This window comes from Saccharicrinis sp. GN24d3 (assembly GCF_052400645.1).
Classification (GTDB): Bacteria; Bacteroidota; Bacteroidia; order Bacteroidales; family Marinilabiliaceae; genus Saccharicrinis.
Genome location: NZ_JBQTGI010000024.1, coordinates 17,153 through 35,934, shown reverse-complemented (window position 1 = coordinate 35,934; position 18,782 = coordinate 17,153). Strand labels below are relative to the sequence as shown.

The 18,782-nt window shown below is 38.2% G+C and carries 14 protein-coding genes; 7 read left to right on the top strand and 7 right to left on the bottom strand.

Annotated features, from left to right (window positions below; genetic code table 11):
* Positions 1 to 12 precede the first annotated feature (12 nt).
* Both ACT29I_RS21520 and ACT29I_RS21515 read right to left on the bottom strand, forming a co-directional pair.
* Positions 13 to 3,189, bottom strand: a complete 3,177-nt coding sequence (locus ACT29I_RS21520; RefSeq protein WP_444794376.1) for a SusC/RagA family TonB-linked outer membrane protein — start codon at positions 3,187 to 3,189, stop codon at positions 13 to 15.
* A gap of 709 nt (positions 3,190 to 3,898) precedes the next feature.
* Positions 3,899 to 5,434: a DUF6377 domain-containing protein gene (locus ACT29I_RS21515; RefSeq protein WP_444794375.1), complete on the bottom strand. Its 1,536-nt coding sequence runs from the start codon at positions 5,432 to 5,434 to the stop codon at positions 3,899 to 3,901.
* A 172-nt stretch (positions 5,435 to 5,606) separates the two neighbouring features.
* Between ACT29I_RS21515 and ung the strand changes: the two genes are divergently transcribed.
* Together ung and ACT29I_RS21505 are read left to right on the top strand one after the other, a co-directional pair.
* The gene (gene ung / locus ACT29I_RS21510; RefSeq protein ID WP_430935114.1) at positions 5,607 to 6,269 is read left to right on the top strand and encodes a uracil-DNA glycosylase; all 663 of its coding nucleotides are present in this window, start codon (positions 5,607 to 5,609) and stop codon (positions 6,267 to 6,269) included.
* A 258-nt stretch (positions 6,270 to 6,527) separates the two neighbouring features.
* Positions 6,528 to 7,016: an arsinothricin resistance N-acetyltransferase ArsN1 family B gene (locus ACT29I_RS21505; protein ID WP_444794374.1), complete on the top strand. Its 489-nt coding sequence runs from the start codon at positions 6,528 to 6,530 to the stop codon at positions 7,014 to 7,016.
* A 112-nt stretch (positions 7,017 to 7,128) separates the two neighbouring features.
* Here ACT29I_RS21505 and ACT29I_RS21500 read toward each other — a convergent pair whose 3' ends face one another.
* Both ACT29I_RS21500 and ACT29I_RS21495 read right to left on the bottom strand, forming a co-directional pair.
* On the bottom strand, positions 7,129 to 9,810 hold the full coding sequence (locus tag ACT29I_RS21500; protein ID WP_444794373.1) for an AMP-binding protein: 2,682 nt from the start codon (positions 9,808 to 9,810) through the stop codon (positions 7,129 to 7,131).
* Positions 9,811 to 10,055: 245 nt separating this feature from the next.
* On the bottom strand, positions 10,056 to 11,291 hold the full coding sequence (locus tag ACT29I_RS21495; RefSeq protein ID WP_430935112.1) for an MFS transporter: 1,236 nt from the start codon (positions 11,289 to 11,291) through the stop codon (positions 10,056 to 10,058).
* Positions 11,292 to 11,441: 150 nt separating this feature from the next.
* Between ACT29I_RS21495 and ACT29I_RS21490 the strand changes: the two genes are divergently transcribed.
* Positions 11,442 to 12,158 (top strand): YebC/PmpR family DNA-binding transcriptional regulator, encoded by a 717-nt coding sequence (locus ACT29I_RS21490; RefSeq protein WP_430935111.1) that lies wholly within the window; start codon positions 11,442 to 11,444, stop codon positions 12,156 to 12,158.
* A gap of 54 nt (positions 12,159 to 12,212) precedes the next feature.
* On the opposite strand, the gene ACT29I_RS21485 is transcribed toward ACT29I_RS21490, so the two are convergent.
* Positions 12,213 to 12,551: a hypothetical protein gene (locus ACT29I_RS21485; RefSeq protein ID WP_430935110.1), complete on the bottom strand. Its 339-nt coding sequence runs from the start codon at positions 12,549 to 12,551 to the stop codon at positions 12,213 to 12,215.
* Positions 12,552 to 12,553: 2 nt separating this feature from the next.
* Complete coding sequence (locus tag ACT29I_RS21480) at positions 12,554 to 13,039, bottom strand: RNA polymerase sigma factor (protein WP_444794392.1); 486 nt, start codon at positions 13,037 to 13,039, stop codon at positions 12,554 to 12,556.
* A gap of 265 nt (positions 13,040 to 13,304) precedes the next feature.
* Here ACT29I_RS21480 and ACT29I_RS21475 point away from each other — a divergent pair, with 265 nt between their 5' ends.
* Positions 13,305 to 13,661 carry a DUF6249 domain-containing protein gene (locus tag ACT29I_RS21475; RefSeq protein WP_444794372.1) on the top strand — a complete coding sequence of 119 codons (357 nt, stop codon included), beginning with the start codon at positions 13,305 to 13,307 and terminating at the stop codon, positions 13,659 to 13,661.
* 80 nt (positions 13,662 to 13,741) lie between these two features.
* On the opposite strand, the gene ACT29I_RS21470 is transcribed toward ACT29I_RS21475, so the two are convergent.
* Positions 13,742 to 15,001 (bottom strand): CDC27 family protein, encoded by a 1,260-nt coding sequence (locus ACT29I_RS21470; protein WP_444794371.1) that lies wholly within the window; start codon positions 14,999 to 15,001, stop codon positions 13,742 to 13,744.
* A gap of 116 nt (positions 15,002 to 15,117) precedes the next feature.
* On the opposite strand from ACT29I_RS21470, the gene ACT29I_RS21465 reads away from it, so the two are divergent.
* The 3 genes from ACT29I_RS21465 to hydG all read left to right on the top strand — a co-directional run bounded on the left by ACT29I_RS21465 (position 15,118) and on the right by hydG (position 18,734).
* On the top strand, positions 15,118 to 15,534 hold the full coding sequence (locus tag ACT29I_RS21465) for a BlaI/MecI/CopY family transcriptional regulator (protein ID WP_430935106.1): 417 nt from the start codon (positions 15,118 to 15,120) through the stop codon (positions 15,532 to 15,534).
* Positions 15,535 to 15,604: 70 nt separating this feature from the next.
* Positions 15,605 to 17,149 carry a M56 family metallopeptidase gene (locus tag ACT29I_RS21460; RefSeq protein ID WP_444794370.1) on the top strand — a complete coding sequence of 515 codons (1,545 nt, stop codon included), beginning with the start codon at positions 15,605 to 15,607 and terminating at the stop codon, positions 17,147 to 17,149.
* Positions 17,150 to 17,276: 127 nt separating this feature from the next.
* Positions 17,277 to 18,734, top strand: coding sequence for a [FeFe] hydrogenase H-cluster radical SAM maturase HydG (gene hydG / locus ACT29I_RS21455; protein WP_430935104.1), 1,458 nt, complete (start codon positions 17,277 to 17,279; stop codon positions 18,732 to 18,734).
* Positions 18,735 to 18,782 lie beyond the last annotated feature (48 nt).

Here is an 18,782-nt window from a genome sequence, read left to right as displayed (position 1 = left end):
TTGCTTTTTTAATTAAAATTTAATTTGAACATTGAATCCATATGACTTAGTTCCAGGAACGATACCTCCCTCAAGCCCTTGAATGTTTCCATTACCTCCAACAATGGTTTCCGGATCAATACCTTTGTTATCCAATCCCCAGATAGCTAGGTTTCTTCCATAGGCAGATACCCTAATGGTTTTGATTACGTCCACAAACTGAGGCAAGGTATATCCAATAGTAACTTCGCGTAATTTCACATAGTCTGCGTCAAATACGCTAGTCGCACTTGGTGTATCATATCCATGGTAGTGAAGTTCTCCATAGTCGATCGCGCTAATATTCATGTCATTTTCCACATAACCACTTCCTTTGTCCACAACTCCATCAAGTACGATTCCATCTTCACGGATAGTATTACCATTTGAAGTAGAAACGGCAGTTGCCTCAGCCATACCTGAGTACATTGACCACATGTTAGTCAGTGAGTAATACTTTCCACCTTTTGACATATCAATCAAAACACCCAGATCAATATTCTTATACCTGAATGTACTTTTTAAACCGGCAGTATAATCAGGCAATACAGATCCCATGGATTGCAAATCACCCATAGCATAAAATCCTGTTTCTGGATTAATTACCTTATTTCCATTATCATCATAAACAAAATCGTAGGCATATAATTCCTGGAAAGTTTTTCCTTCAACCGAATTTAGGTACGCGCCACCAAAAGGAGCACGGGCTAGCTGAAGTTTACCTCCTAAAGAAGCAGGTAACTCTTTAACTTCATTAGTATTTTTTGCATAGTTAAGGCTTAATTCCCAGGTAAAGTCACCTTTTTTTATTGGCGTACCATATACCATTAATTCAATACCCTTGTTATTGATTAAACCAGCATTAATCATTTGCTCAACATAACCAGTAGATCCAGATACTTCAACCGGAACAATCTGGTTCTTGGTATCCCTGTTATAGTATGAGAAATCAAAACCAGCTCTGTTATTTAAGAAAGCTCCTTCAAGACCAAATTCGACTTCTTCAGTCATTTCCGGTTTTAAATTCTGATTTTTTAATCTAACATCGTTGGTAAACTGTGGACTACCATTAAATGGATCACTGATTGTATACGTATTAAATATATTATACGCGCTTGTACCATTACCCGTCTCTCCGTAGTTCAATCTAACTTTCAGGTTGTTCAACCAGGAATAATCTAACAATTGAGAAACTATTAAACTTGCAGAAACAGACGCATAACTATAATCATTATCCCCTTCAGGTAAAGATGAATCATAATCCGTACGGTAGGTCGCATCTAAATATGCGAAACTCTTATAGCCTACACTTGCCATTCCAAACCAACTATTTACTCGTTTTGATCGGTCAAAATCATCCAACGTAGGTTGGTTAGCTGAGTTATTTAGATTGTATAATCCATCAATAACCAATCCGCCATTCGTTTCACCTTCAAACCTTGAATAGTCTTCTTTTCGAATATTACCACCTACGAATCCAAGCACGTCAAATTCACCAAATCTCTTTTTGAAGTTTAATTTTCCTTCATAATTGGTCTCGATTGCCTGACGCTGTACTTGTTTATACATTGACTGCGCTTGAGAACCAATAGCGACTCTTTCTCGAGCATTAAACGTATATGTATCAAGATAAATATTACCGGATGCAAATAAATAGTCTGTAATATTTATTTTACCTCCAACAGTACCAAATATACGTGTCCTATCGTCATCCTGATAGTTTTTATAGGCCGTCCAGTAAGGATTGTCAGAATACTTCGGAGTAGGGTCGGTAACAGATGTTCTGTTCCAGGTTCTATTGGTTCCGTCAGGATTCTCGTAGTTCTTCAGTTTGTCCATGTCTAACTGACGCTGCCCCCATTGGAAGAATTTTTGAGATTGAGAATTATCGCCATAACCGAACTGTGGGCGTCCCTTAGTATCTGTATGAACAAAAGTAACATTTGAGTTAAGCTCAACTAAACCATCCAATAAAGAAGTATTACCATTGATGTTAAATGTATTCTTGTTCTGCTCAGAATTTGGAACTATACCTTCCATAGTAACATTGGTATATCCAATCCTTAAAGCTGAAGTCTCAGACGTGGTTACAACGTTAACACTGTTTTGATAGGTAACACCTGTCTCATAAAAGTCCTCAACATCACTTTGTGGAGCAACCCATTTACCGGTAACCGGAGTAGACGTAATTCCTTGTTCGTAATCGGTGATGCCCCACCAATGTAATACGTCCTGTCCTTCGTATTTTGGACCCCAACTCTCATCAATAGCATAACCTACTGTTTTGTACTCAACACCATCAATTGTTGTTGTTCCAAAATCACCATAACCACCACCATACTTATCTTGTAGTTCAGGCAGGATACTTACCTTGTCAAAGGTAATACCCGAGTTAATGTCTACTGAGAATGTTTTTTTCCCGGCTTTACCGGATTTGGTTGTAATCATGATTACACCGTTCTGTCCCCTACTTCCGTAAAGCGCTGATGCAGCCGATCCTTTTAGTACTTCAACGCTGGCAATATCATATGAGTTAAGGTCAGAAACCATTGAACCATAGTCATAACCACCACCCCCGATTTGGGTGTTTTCGTCATTGAATCCCTCATTACTAATAGGCACTCCATCCACAACAAACAAGGGTTGGTTATTTCCGCTGAACGAACTTGCTCCCCTAATAAGGATGTTCTGTGATCCAGCAAAATTTTGGCCTGAAACGCTTAATCCAGCAACTTTTCCTGATAAAGATGCAATAGCATTTACGTCATTCGCAGCCATTAAATCTTCTTCCGAAACACCTTGTGCAGCATATCCAAGCGATTTTTTCTCTCTCGAGATTCCAAGTGCAGTAACTACTACTTCATCAACGTCTATGGCACTTGAAGCAAGCATAACGTTGATATTTGTGCGAGCACCAATAATAATTTCCTTGGTTTCCATTCCAACAAAGGTAAACACCAAGGTTTCTGCATCTTCTGGTACATTAAGCAAATATGATCCATCCGGACGAGATACCGTCCCTAAAGTTGTACCCTTAACAATAATAGATACTCCAGGAATAGGATCGCCAAAATTATCGACAACTTTTCCTGAAATAGCTTTTGTTTGGGCCATCAAAGCCTGTGATCCTACAAATAGAACCATAGACAGAAATAATGCTAATTTCCGCATAAAACAAAAGGTTTAAATTAATAAATGTGTATTTAATAAAAAGACAATGCGATTTTTCAATTAACGGTAATCGGGTATTTAATTACTATTAATGATTCGTTTCAGATATAATTAACGAGTTTGTCAAGTTTTGTAGACACAAATCAACTTGATATTTTAATTATAATTTTTTGATATTTCATTAGACTAAAGGTTTTTGTTAATACTATAGTTATTTATGTGAGCTAGTCAACTACTCAAGCGGGGGAACACTTTTACGAGCAATTAACGTTAGTAACATTCAACTTTCTAATTGTAAGCTTAATCAAACTATCAGCTTTGTATTGTTTTTAAATTTCATTTTTGAACATTAATCCGATTCGGTCTTTCAATTCAAAAACATGGGTCAAAAATATATATTTTTTTTATAACTACAAACAACCACTCACAATTGAGCGGTTAAAATTTATTTGCGACATATTTTTCATCCCACAGCCCTTGTTTTCGAACCCCCTACAACCTATTTTTATATCTATTTTTTAATAGCCATACTTTTTTAACATTACCTAGTCCCATAACGCGATTGTGACATATGTCACAAATTTAAAAACACGGTTGGCACATTTCGAAATCATTATTGTCGGTTAAAATTGAAAAGATTCCTCACTTCGTTCGGAATGACAAGCTTTAGGAGACTTATATTTTGGGGGAAAGTACAACACAGAAAGGGTTAAACCGATTTAACACCTTTCAGTCGTTTAAAAAATTCATCTGTAGAAAGTGCCGACTTATTTTTAGCTTTGGTTTTATAGGTATAAATAGTGTTAATGGATACCCCAAGAGCCTGGGACATGGTTTCGTTGTCCTCTACCCCTAGGCGAATCAATGCCAGAATTCTAAGTTCAGTATTCAATAGCTGACCTGGTTTTAATACATACTTTCGATCAGGCTCCACTAAATTATCTACTTCATTTATAAAAGTTGGAAATAGTTTTAGGAACACCTCGTCAAAATCATGGAACAATTGATCTCTTTCCTTTTTGGGGTTAATGTTCCTGAGGACAGTTTTTAATTTTTGCGGGTTGTTTGCCACTAATACTTTGTTTAAAGCCACGGAAATATCATGGAGCTTGTGAATAAACAGAGAACCCGTATTGAAAAAATGGCCAATGTATCTTTCCTTAATTTTATTGGCCTCGTTCAGTTGGTTATTCAAAAGTTTCAGCTCGTGATTGTTTTGCTTAATTATCATCCAAATTTTTCGGAGATTAAAAAGTTGACGATACACCAACAACAGGAATACGAACACAACCAGCACAAGGGCAGAAACAACCCAAATGTAACGTACCGCCTTCTCTTTTTTTCTTTCTTCCAGCAGCAACTTAGCTCCTTCAATAGCCGGAAATATTTCTGCCACCTGCAGCTTTCGTTGCATCGAACCAAAAAACGCCGCATCATCTTTAGCCTTTAGAATATATTTGTAGGCACGATCAACCTCCCCTTGTTCGAATAAGAAACGAGCCAACACCATCAATGACATAGCTTCCTTGGTTGAAGTTTTAATATCAACGATCGCAGATCTTATTAGATGTTCCTTTCCGGATATAATTTTATTCTCTGTTATGTCGATATACCCAAGACAAGAGTGAATCACAGCCTGCTCGTGCAAGGTAATTGGCATCTTACCCGCCTTAGCGTAATAATGAGCGGCAGAGTCTGGTTGCCATCTTGCCAAAAAGCGCAAACCCTTTGTGATTAGCGGCTGCACTGTATTGGGAACCTGATGTTTTAAGACAGAATCGACATAAGCCTCAGCTTGAACCCGATACACAGGCGAATAATAACCATCATTAACATAATCTGCCAAATCGTAATACGCTCTGACTTTGTAGCTAAAATGATCCTGAAGGTCCTCTTTTTGCAACTTGAGAATATTGACCTTGTTTAACGTATCGATGGCTTCCTTATAGTAACCTACCGAAACCAACAAATGACCAAAACCGGACTGACATTGAGCAATGGCTTTAGGGTGATTCATGCGATAGGCCAAATCAATCGCCTTTCGATAATAATGCATTGCTGAATCAAAAACATAGGTAGAATATTCATTGGCGATCTCTTCATATAATAGATATTTATCCCATTCCTTTCCTTTGGTGCGGAGGTCAAGCAATGTAAATTTTAAAGAATCTAACCGGAACTCTTTTGTTTGGTCATGGTGTTTCTCTTTCAAAATCTGCGAATCCAACTCCTTATATAAACCCATATTTTGTGCATAGGAAATTGTGCTGAGTAACAATACAAATAAAAGTTTAAGAGGTCTTTTCATGTAGTTAACGAATAAACAGCCTGCAATTAATGTAGATGAATATGGTAAAGTAATCAATTCCTTATGTTTTTTTCGGCTATTTTTATTTTTTTTGCTAAAAACTATTCCTATGGATATAAAAATTGAGCCAGGTTGGAAACAACTGTTAGCGCGCGAGTTTGAGAAGCCTTACTTTGAGAAACTTACTAAATTTGTCAGAGATGAATATGGCCAAGGTACCGTTTTCCCGCCAGCTGCTAAAATATTTAATGCTTTCGACCTTTGTCCTCTTGCAGAAACCAGGGTTGTCATCCTGGGGCAGGATCCTTATCATGACGACAACCAGGCCCATGGACTTTGCTTCTCCGTGAACGACAATGTTAAAATACCTCCTTCGTTGGTAAATATTTTTAAAGAAATAGAGAGTGATTGTGGAATACAACGGCCCGAAAGCGGCAACCTGGAACGTTGGGCCAAACAGGGTGTGCTGCTATTAAACGCAACCCTAACCGTTAGAGCACACCAGGCAGGTTCGCACCAAAAGAAGGGCTGGGAAGAGTTTACAGATAGCGTGATTAAGCATCTTGCCAAAGAAAAAGAAAATATCGTGTTTTTGCTTTGGGGAGCCTATGCGGGCAAAAAATCGATATATATTGATCCCAACAAACATTACATCCTTAAATCTCCTCACCCATCGCCTCTGTCCGCACATCGTGGTTTTTTAGGAAACAAACATTTTAGTAAGACCAATGCGTTTTTAAAAAGTAAGGGACTTAAAGAGATTGAATGGTAGTTGGTTTGGCGATGTGTAATTTAATCCCAACATTGTCATTAGACTTTATTTAAATGCCAATTCCATTCACCAAACCGCCACTTTACTTAAACGCAGCCATGTAAGATATTTAAACCGGCATTAGCTCGGTATGGCTATTGACTGCTGACATAAGGAATTTGGGAAATTCCTTAATATCAGATCGCCGTTAATTATTATACCCTAACTTGTATGTTCATAAAACCATTCGTCAACAGTCATTTGGTAATACGTTTTAATATGATAAGAGAAGTTAATCAGCAAGATGCACCGGCCATTACAACTATATATAATTATTACATTGAAAACACCATTGTAACGTTTGAAGAAACGCCGTTGGATACGAGCGAAATGGCAGCACGTATTAAATCAACCACCGGGAAGCTACCATGGATCGTCTATGAAAAAGACGGAATCGTAGTTGGATATGCTTATGCCAGCGAGTGGAAATCGAGATGCTCTTACCGGTATTCATTAGAAACCACGGTTTATCTTAAACACGGAAAAAACGGGCAGGGAATTGGGAGTGCGTTATATCAAGAATTGATTTCAAGACTCAGAGGTAAGGGATATCATGTGCTAATTGGGGGCATTTCATTACCCAACGACGCAAGTGTTGCCTTGCACGAAAAATTTGGTTTCGAGAAAATTGCCCAGTTCAAAGAGGTTGGTTATAAATTCGACAGCTATATCGATGTTGGATATTGGGAGTTAATATTAGCTGATTAGTCAATCGTCAGTAGCCAACGGTCATCATCGATTGTACATTAGCAACCACAATCCGATGGGATTTGTAAAAGTCATCAATAACCTGACCAATTTACTATTGACTGTTCCCTGTTTACTTATTACCGTTGTCCACTACCATCTCTTTCAACACCTTATAATCCACCTTGCCTGTGCCCAGCAACGGGATGCTTTCCAGCAATTCCACCCTGGTAATTTTTGCGATGGGTGGTGCATTGTTCTCCCGTAAGCACTCGTTGGCTTCCTTAATTCCGATGGGTTTTGTTGTGTACAATACTATTTGCGGGACTTTACCTTCATCGCTACCTTCAACCGCTAACACTTTTTCTTCCTCCTCGCCAAACCTACTCAAAAGAATATTTTCGATAAAAGGTAAACTTATCATCTCGCCTGCACTTTTTATAAACCTTTTTAATCGGCCCGTGATAAACAAATAACCCTCATCGTCCAAATATCCTAAATCTCCCGTTTTATAATATACCTCGTCCTCTATTTCGACAAATGGTGTCTCTAAATCGACATTTAGGTACCCGTTAAAAACATTCTTTCCCTTAAAACAGATCATCCCTTCCATGTTATTCTCTACCACCTGTTCCGTTTCAAGATCAGTTATCCTACATTCTACATTCTTTATAACCTTACCAACACTTCCTTCTTTCTGTTTTTCCAAAGGGTTGAGCGATAAAACGGGTGAGCATTCTGTAATTCCATACCCCTCAATCATGGTTGCTTTAGGCAGCATATGCTCAAAATGCTCCCTTATATCTTTACTTAGGGCTTCGGAACCTGAAACCACATATTCGATGGAGTCCAATTCGTGACGATGTGCATGCGACAATATAATTTTCAAGAAACTTGGAGCAGTGACCAAAAGAGAGGCTTTTGTATGATGGATAGACCTGACAACTCCCTTTCCATCGGTAGGGTCCGGATAATAGGCAATGCGCACACCCGTAATTAACGGAAGAATGGACAGCACAGAAAAACCAAAACTATGAAATGGAGGAAGAATGCCCATCAATACAGCGTTCATACTAATATTAACGCTATCCATAGTACTCTTTAAATCATTTACGATATTGCCATGTGTTAAAGGAACCGCCTTTGGCAAGCTCTCACTTCCCGATGTAAACAATATTACCGCAATGTCACTACAGTCTTCCGGATCAATTAAAATCTTTGGAAGCTTGCTCTTAATCAATCCTGTAAGTTTAACTCCGAACCCCGCATTCTTCACTTCTTTTTCCATCATCACCAATTTTTCAATGACAGACGTGGGCAATTTATCCTTTATTTTATCTACAAAGGCTGTTGCTGTAAATATTTGTTTTATGTCAGCCTCCTTCACACAATAACCCAATATCTTTTTGCCGACCGTCCAGTTTAGCATAACAGGAACCTTACCCGCCAGGTAACAGGCCATTACGAGCAAAGAAGTGCTCTGAAGTGCCGGTAACATAATGCCAATTCGTTCTGTCCTGCACTTCTTTTTTATGATTTCGGCAACTACGCACGCCTTTAACAGAAAATCCTTTCGTGTTGATTCCCCCAGCATCGCATCATAGGCAAAAGGCAAATACTTGTTGGACGAGAACCTTTCTATAAATTGAGCAGGTATATTGTTGAGGCTTTTTACTTTAATATAATTCGAAAAAGGCGATTGCTTGCCAAAGCTACAAGGTGGTAATTCAACCTGTTTTTGTAAATCACCGTTTGCCAACAGGTACAAATCCCCAACCCGATTAAAGCCGGCAATTTCAGTAACCGTATCAACCTTGAATTTTTTTTCTATCTCTTCAATAATTTCAACGATGCCCAGCGAATCCGCACCCAGATCATTTACCAGTTTTGATTCTGCTGAAAATGTGCTGATGTTTACCTCTAATTTTTGGGCCACAATTTTATCAACCCCTTTTTCAATAGCGAAAGGAAAGGATATTTTTTGCGTAGAAATCATCGAAGAAGCAGGATCTACACCCACATTTTTTTGGGGCACCCCCCTTCCTGATTGTTGAAAAAAATAATGCTTGACAAACGACGGTTCTTCCACCCCTTTCTCATTATAGAAACCTTCTAAATAACTATTGAACTCCTTCCTGTCTGCACCGATTGCTTTTTGCCTGCATTCTGCGGTAATATCCTCGAAAGCGATAGATACTTTTCTTCTGGGGCTAAAAAACACCAGGTTAACCAGTATATATCCTATTCCTTTAAAAACCGAAGAAACGAATTCCGGCGACTTCCCCGTCCATGCCTTAGACCACATGCTTCCCCATAAGCCACTGATTCTGACACCAACGATCTGAACATCATCCGGTAGGTTCTTAACAATCTCGAATGCCGATTTTTTATTGAGAATTCTTTCTAATCCTTGCCCCGCGATCTGACCCGAAGGATAAATTACAATGCTGCGCTTATGTTCGAATGCACGGGTTGCTGACTGGATTATCTCATTTAACACATTCACATTCCTGCTTCCTGCCTCTAAATCGCTCACACGTACGGCACCCCAGTTTTTGAAAAACTTGTTCAGAACGGGTAAATCGTAGTAGGTTGAAGTAACAACAGGAACCACATTTTTATGCGGATAAATAAAACTGACCAATAGCATAGGATCAACTACAGCCTGATGGTTGGGCAAAAATAATACCGGCCTGCCTTTATCGATAACGTCTAAATTCGATAACTTGACTTTGTATCGCAACGACAGCATAAATCGGCCGACAAAAAATATAAATTGAGCTATAGCCTTAACTATAGGATGCTTCTCTTTCATCTTTTAAAATTTAATTTCAAGATACAAGTACCAAGACTGACGAACACAGACCTGCTGTTGCAGGCAGGGACACAAAGTGCCGAGTCTTAAATCATCCATCCGGATACGTCAGGGCGACACATTCCGAACTTAATTCGGAAGGCTCTGGGGCGCCAGGTTTCGATTTAACGTTAGCCATTCACATTTACATGAAAGCTTAATTTACTAAAAAACAAGCTAACATCCATAAATCAATAGAATTCAGCCTATAAATCTATTCTTCTTCCAGCTCCCGGAATCTTTAAAAAGGCAATTATTGTGGTTAGCAAGGTAATGATTAATACAGTCAGAAATACGATTCTAGTACCAAACGCTCCTTCAATTAACGAGAAGATTCCTGCGGATAGAAGAATGGCCACAAAAACCATCTGATTATTATAGGCGATCACCGGCCCTAATTCCCTTCCCTTTACCCGATCCTGCATAAACGCATTTAACGGAATTTTAAACAATCCCGCAAAGAATGCAAATATGATTATTAGAATAGTAAAAATGGTAACATCTGGTTTAAGCAAAAAAATGGTAAACATAGTAGCTACCATACCTACACCTCCTATAGGCACCAATTTTGTGTTTACTTTATGGCTGGATATTACCCCTGCCGCATAGCATCCCGCCCCAATGCCAATGGCTACCAATGCCATTATGGTTCCGGTTGATGTATTGGATAAGTTTAAGAACTCTTCGCAATAAATATAAAGGTTCATCTGAACCATGGAACCAACCAACCAAAACATGGATAATCCCAGTACGGTATAATTCAATCCGGTTATCTGTTTGCACCATTTAAACCATTTAAATGGAAACAGAAAAGGATTTAAAGTATCATCCGAATCATCCTCAGGGTTAGTTTCATGTGGATGGATTCCCAAACTTGCCAACCAACCAACAACTGCCAATACCATAAGCGTTGCGCACAGTATAACCAGGCTATAAATTGACTCCGTAAAAAACTGATCTAAATCAGAAATAAAACCACCCAAAAATGTACCCATTAAAACAGCCACAAAAGTAATCATCTCCATAGCTCCCGTTCCAAACGAAATACCCTCTTTGCCTCCTATATCCCGAATAATTCCATATTTACTGGGCGAATAAAGGCAGCTTTGTAATCCCATTAAAAACATACTGGTCATTACAACATAAATACTGCTAAAAATAAACCCCAGAACCGCTAGAGCCATTATGGGTATTTCAGCCATTTTTGCCCATTGAATTATTTTAGCTTTAGGGTGTTCTTTGGCCAATTTACCTGCCCAGGGAGACAAGAAGAGATAGGGTAGAACCAATAATGCGGCAGCAGCCGAAACCAGTGCTGCCTTGCTGTCAGGCCCAAGCCAGGAAACGCATACAAAACCGATCAGCGTTTTTAACAAATTATCGTTTAAAACACCTGCAAAGTTGGTACTAAATAAAGGAAACCATTTTAATCTTTTTTTCATACTTAAGTGATGAATGATTAAAAATTCTAGGCACTAACATACAATTTTATTTTTATCTCTGCCGAAATAGATATATTAAGTTTGATTTTCTAGCTTAGGAATTATAGCTTTGTGGGTTCAAAAATTGTAACTAGAATAAAAACATAAATAATGGGACGCGCATTTGAATACCGCAAAGCCACCAAGATGAAAAGATGGGCTGGCATGGCGAAAACTTTTACCAAGTTAGGAAGACAAATTACAATGGCAGCAAAGGAGAGTGGACCCGATCCGGAAGCTAATCCGCGCTTAAGAATGCTCATTCAGAATGCTAAGGCTGCCAACATGCCTAAGGACAACGTGGAAAGGGCCATTAAAAAAGCCACCGAGAAGAATACGGATGATTGGAAGGAAATTATTTATGAAGGATATGGGCCTTTTGGTATTGCTGTTTTAGTTGAAACCACTACCAATAATAACACCCGAACTGTTGGTGCTGTGCGTAGCTACTTTAATAAAGCAGGTGGTTCGTTAGGAACAACCGGAAGCGTAGATTATATGTTTGAGCATAAGTGCCATTTTAAAGTTGAATCCAAAGAAGGATTGGATTTAGAAGAATTAGAGCTTGAGATGATCGACGCCGGAGCCAATGAAATTTTTGAGGAAGATGGCAAAATAATTATCTATGGCGAGTTTGAAAGCTACGGTTCTATTCAGAGTTTTCTGGAAGAAAATGACTTTGAAATTATTAGTTCCGAATTTGAACGTCTTCCAACAACTACCAAGGAGCTTAGCGAAGAGGAAGTTGTGGTATTTGAAAAGATGCTGGGCAAGTTCGAGGAAGACGATGACGTTACCAACGTTTATCACACTGCTACAGGCCTGTAGAGACTTCAATTAAAAAATATGCCAAAACCGCATCTCCATCGAGTGCGGTTTTTTTTATTTCTTCATTTTTTTTGTAAAAAACATCCATTTTAAAACCACATCATTAAAAAAGAAAACAAAAGCCAGCATTAATATTCCCAACAATGGTAAAATATATTGGTAACTGAAGTACATTGTTAAATCTTCGCCAAGATAAATAAAAGCCCCAACCAAACCTGCTAAAATTGCAAGCACCACCAACATCTTAAACAACCACTCTTCCCAAAGCCTTCGCCGCATGTTCCGCAGCTCAAATTTTCGGGTAAGCTTATCTATAAACCCAAGGGGTATTTGCGGTTCTTCAAATTCCTTGTAAGTATTGCTTAACAACTCATCTATATTTTTATTCTCCATCATCATGTCTCTTTGTACAATAAATTAATGGCATCACTTCCATGTACTCGTTCCTGTTCCGTTTTAAACAAAGCTCTGGCCCTGCTCAAATAACTTTTAATGGTGCCCAAGGGCATTTCTGTTATTTCATGAATCTCGGCCAACGAAAACTCCTCCAAATAAAATAGTGACAATACAGTTTGATAATGAACCGGTAAACTCGACACAACTTCTTGAACCAATTGTTTTAATTCCTTTTGCTTCAACTGCTCAAAACTATTCACATAGTCTATTTCATCAAATAACTCAGGTTCCTCTGTAAATTCAACCCTGCTCCTCTTCTTTTTTCTTGTAAAATCGATGGATGTTTTCCATGCTATTGAGGCTATCCACGTAGATAGCTTTGATTCTTTCCGGTAACTTTTTATGTTTTTATAAACTTTTACAAATACATCCTGGGCAATATCCTCAATATCGGCCTGGTTCTGATTGGCCATCTTATACGCAATACTATACTATACTGAACACCAAGCGTTGATATTTGGATACCAGGAAGCGATAGGCATTTGGATTTCCTTTTTTAACCTGGTTTATCAGCTCAATATCGTTCATATATATTATATGTCGTTACTCACTACCCAAAAGTTGCAACAGAATAGAAAATATTTTATAAATATACTGCAACCTTTTTTAATATCGTTTCGACATATGAGTAGTGGTTAACCCCAATAGGTCAACCTCAAACTTAGTATTAACTGATAAAATTAAAATATTATGCAAGAGATTTTTATGGTGGCAATAGTATTTGCCGGTTTTTTTTACATCATTAAAATGTTTACCGATTACCTTTTAAAAAGAAGGATTGTTAAAAGCGGTCATATTGAAAAGGCTGAAATATTAACCCCTGTTACCTCTGCAGATGAAGAGCCTCAACGCATGAAAAGCCTAAAATGGGCCATGGTAGCTTCAATGGTCGGATTGGGAATGATTGTTTCTTTCATAGTTGGAAAGACTTTTGGCATGGATACCTGGCGTATTAACGAATCCCTGATAGGTTTTGGGATCGAACTGATGTTTATCGGCCTGGGATTCCTGTTCTATTTTTTGATTGCCAGCAAGCAAAAACAATAGTCATGCGATGACAGCGGGTTATAATTTACAGCTTTCAAATATATTCCGGGTACGACTTGAAGTCGTATCCGGAGAATAATTCACTTGCTGTCTTCCCAAAACTCCTCCTCCTTCAACTCCTGAATCCTATTCTCACAAAATTTTTGCACATCCGATTTTTCGCTTAACGAATCAGCCTGGTACAAAGCCAGCAAATCGGTATACCTGTGCAGGGCTTCCTTTTTATTTTTGAATCCGTAATCATACAAAGTAGCTAACTTGTAATCTACATATCTACTGTCGGGAACATTTTCCTTCATTAGTAAATATACCTCAAGTTCTTTTTCGTGTTGTTGTGTGCGCTGATAATTCAAGGCCAAATCATTATAAATCAAGTTCAGCGTATTACCATCGGCTTGAATCAACGCTAAGGATCGTTTTAAACAACTAATACTTTTTTCTGGATTAAAGATAAATTCGTCATTTACCAAACTACTTCCCAACATAAAATACACCTGAAAATCCGTTGAATCTTTTTTTAAGTAATGCTCAAAAGGCGCAATAGAGGCAGCGTAGTTTTCTAATTTCCACTCGCACATGCCCAAGTACTTTGTGGTTACCAACGAAGAATCGCCCGAGGAATACAATGTATTAAAAGTTAAGCGTGCCGCCCCCACTTTGTCGTTCAGGTATAAAGCTTTGCCATATAAACGATGCAATAAATGATTAGCCGCAAATTCAATTTTAAAATACTTGTTAAAAAACTGCAATGCCTCTTCTTCCTTTTTTGTTTTAAGATATAAGTCCATTGCTTTAATCATCACAGCAGAACTTGGTTTGATTTCACATGTTTTATTATAAAATACGATTGCACTATCTGGCTTATGCAACGATTTATATAAATCTCCCATCTGATGAGTTAAAAAAGAATTCAATGTGTCGTTATCAAAAGCACTTCGGAAAATATCCAACGACTTTTGGTACTGCCCCATCTTTTTAAGGCACATAGCTTTTCTTATCGTATAATAAGTAGTATCCACTTTAAGCCTTTGCAAATAATCTTGCATGTAGATTGCCCTATTATATTGCGATTGTTTAAAATACAAATTTTCTAATCCGGTTGCTGCAGGAACATTCAACGAATCCCTATCAAATAGCTTCTCTAAAACAGCGATGGCATCATCATACCTGAAATTTTTAGATAACGCATTGACTCTAATTAGCTGTAGCGAATCATTTTCAACATTCAGGCTATCTTTCACATTTGTGTAATGGTTGATATGTGGCTTACCTGAAACTAATGTGAAAACTGCGAATAGAATAGCCGAAATCAGCATCAGCTTTGATTTTACATATATCATAATGTCAAACGTTTAGGTTATTAACAAACTTTCAACTACAAATTTAGTTAAAAAATTTGTTCAACTAAAATATTAGTTATAAATTTGAACTAACAATTTAGTTGAAACCTCATCGGATGATGATAAGTTATCCGATGAGTAAAGCGGAAGGAATGAAAGAACTAACAAAAGCAGAAGAACAAGTGATGCAACAGCTTTGGGATTTGGGCGAGACCAAGGTTAAAAGCATTATAGAAAAACTGCCGGAACCCAAACCGGCATATAATACCGTATCTACCATTGTGCGAATTCTGGAAAACAAAGGTTTTGTAGACCACAAAAAGGAAGGCAAGGGATATGTGTATTTCCCTGTTGTATCAAAAGAGAGGTATAAAAAGAAGTTTATGAAACGGGTGATCTCTAACTATTTCCAAGGTTCTTTTAAAGAGATGGTATCCTTTTTTGCCAAAGAAGGCAAGATGGATATCAACGAATTTGAGGAACTGATGAATGATGTAAAAGATGAACTTGACCGGAATGGCCGGAACAAATAACCGGTGCGACCCGGGCAATCAACCGAGTCACATCCAATTGAAAAAGATCAATTTAATAAATTTTTAATCAATGGAAATTTTTATCAATTACCTCATGGAGTCTTCGATAATCTTAGGTATACTCACCTTATTTTATCGTTTTGTTTTACATCACGAACCTCTTTTTAAGTTTAATAGGTTTTACCTGTTGTTTTCACTTCTGCTGGCAACGGTAGCCCCTTTTATTCATATATCCCTATCTTCCGGAGATTCTGAAACTACTGGTTTTGTTTTACTTGAAACGGTAAATGTTTTTTCCGGCGATGTGCGCGAAACTGTGGTTCCGGTAATTAAAGAAAACAAATCTTTTACATGGATTTATGGGATGGGTGCAATAGGCTTATTGGTCAGATTACTTTTGGGCATAGTTCGATTGGGCGGATTGTCGAAAAAAGCAACCTGGGTAAAATATAACGGTATTCGAATTGCCGACTTGCCAGGCAAATTCAACCCGTTTTCGTTCTTTCATGTCATTTTCATTAACCGCTCGCTCTATTCCGATGACGATCTGGATAAAATTCTGGTTCATGAAACCGCGCATGTCAAGTACAGACATTCGTTGGATGTGCTTCTGTTCGAGATTCTGCTAATTGTTCAATGGTTCAACCCTTTTGCATGGATGATAAAATACTTGCTGAAAGAGTTGCACGAGTTTCAGGCCGACCGTTCCGTATTGCAAAAGGGAACTTCCATCGGTTCGTACAAAAATCTGTTATTGTTTCAGGCCACAGGCGCCCGACTGCTGCCGGTCAATAACTTTAATCAATCCATTACTAAAAAACGATTTAAAATGATGACGAATAAAACACTTAAAAATAAAGCATTTGTAAAAACATTGGCAGCTACACTGATGATAGTTGGTGTGGGATTCTTTTTTGCATGCGACAACGAACTACCCTCCGACATTGAAGGTCAAGACGAAACACTTAGCTTAAAATCAGCAACCGACAATAATGGATTTCTGTTAGGCGATTCTTCCAGGGTATACTTTGTGGTAGACTCTATGCCTAAATTCCCTGGTGGAGACAAGGCATTAAGAAAATTTATTGCGCAAAAAGTAAAATACCCACAATATGCCCAGGAAAAAGGGATTCAAGGCAGGGTATACATCCGTTTTGTTGTTGACGAAGCAGGTTATGTTACCGAAGTGGACACAGCCAGGGGAGTTCACAGTTCCTTAGACGAAGAAGCCATAAGAGTTGTGAGCTCTATGCCAAGATGGAGAGCAGGAATTCACGAAGGCAAACCGGTTAAAGTCTCCTATACAGTTCCAATTAATTTTGTGTTACAAAATAGGGGTGAGAATTTAAAACAAAAAACGCTAAAACAAATCAATAAACTTGAAACAACAACAATCTATGTTGATGGTAAGACAGTCTCACTAAGTGAATTCAAAAAAATACCTAACGAATCAATTAAAGGGATTAAATCGAAATGGAATGGAAAAAGTGTTGACAAAAATGGAGAGAAAAAACTATTAGACTCAAGTGGAATTTTTGAAGTTACTTTAAAAGAAAAAGTTCCTAAAAGTGAATCAAAAGATGATAATGAAGTGCATGTTGTAAGTTATAAATAATCATATATACTTCTCACCGAAATTCTTCAGTTTCGGTGAGAAACGCCTCCTCTTTTAATAAAATCCTAATAATCATCAAACAAATAACACATGTTTTAGCTTTTTATCCATAAAAGAACTTAATTTTGTGAAGATAAACTGGGAGAAAGACATGTCAATAATTTACCATCCACAGGAATATAAGATGAAGGATGAGTCGATGAAGAATTTTATTGATAATGATGAAATCAATGAAATACTGGAATCAACAAAAAATCCTACCCAAGAACAAGTGAGAGCTATTATTCAAAAGTCTTTGGATAAGAACCGACTTTCTCTTCAGGAAACGGCCATCTTGGTGAATGCCAACGATCCGGAATTAATTACGGAAATTAAGGAAGCGGCCAAAAGTTTAAAGCAAAGAGTTTATGGTAAGAGAATCGTTCTTTTTGCGCCGCTTTATATTGGCAATTTATGTATTAACAATTGTTCCTATTGCGGCTTTAAGGCGGAGAACACGGCTCAGAAAAGAACTACCCTTACAGCTGACGACTTAAAAGAAGAGGTGAAGGCACTGGAAGATGCCGGACATAAACGATTGATTCTTGTTTATGGAGAACACCCTAAATATAACGCTCGGTTTATTGCTGAATCGGTAAAAACCGTTTATTCCGTAAAGCACAAAAACGGCGAAATAAGACGGGTAAACATCAATGCGGCCCCATTGGACGTGGAAGGCTTTAAGGTAGTTAAAGAAGCCGGCATCGGAACCTACCAGATATTCCAGGAAACCTATCACCGCGAAACTTATTTAAAAGTACACAAAAGCGGATTGAAAAGAGATTACGATTGGCGTATAACGGGACTGGACCGTGCCATGGAAGGTGGTATTGATGATTTGGGAATCGGCGCCTTACTTGGGCTTTACGATTGGCGATACGAAGTACTTGGTTTGCTGCGCCATGTCAATCACTTTGAAGCCGTATTCAATGTCGGGCCACATACCATCTCTTTCCCTCGCATCCAGGAAGCCTCGGGCATTGAAGTGGATAAAAAGTGGGCAGTCTCAGATGCCGATTTCACCAAACTGGTTGCCATACTTCGTTTAGCTGTTCCCTACACAGGCCTCATTCTGACCGCTCGCGAACCTGCCGAAATTCGTAACGAGGTACTTCAGTATGGCGTGTCTCAGATTGACGGAGGTACCAACATCGAAATGAAGGGGTATTCTCAAGACGAAGATGAGCAAGACATTGACAAAGAGCAATTCGAAATAAAAGACGACCGCTCACTTAACGAAGTCATGGAAGAATTAGTGGAGAACGGTTTTATCCCTTCTTTTTGCACTGCTTGCTACCGGCTGAACCGAACCGGAGAGCATTTTATGGAGTTCTCGGTCCCCGGGTTCATTAAAAGATTCTGTCAACCCAACGCTATATTAACTTTAGCAGAGTACCTTGAAGACTACGCTCCTGAAAAAACCAAAACTAAGGGATATCAGCTTATCGAAGAAGAACTTAAAAATTACGAAGACCCTCATTTTAAAGAAAAACTGTTGAAACGTTTGGCAAAAGTAAAGAAAGGGAAACGCGATTTGTATTTTTAGTGTTTTGTTAGGTGTATACATTCAAATTTAATCACCAATTAAAATTTG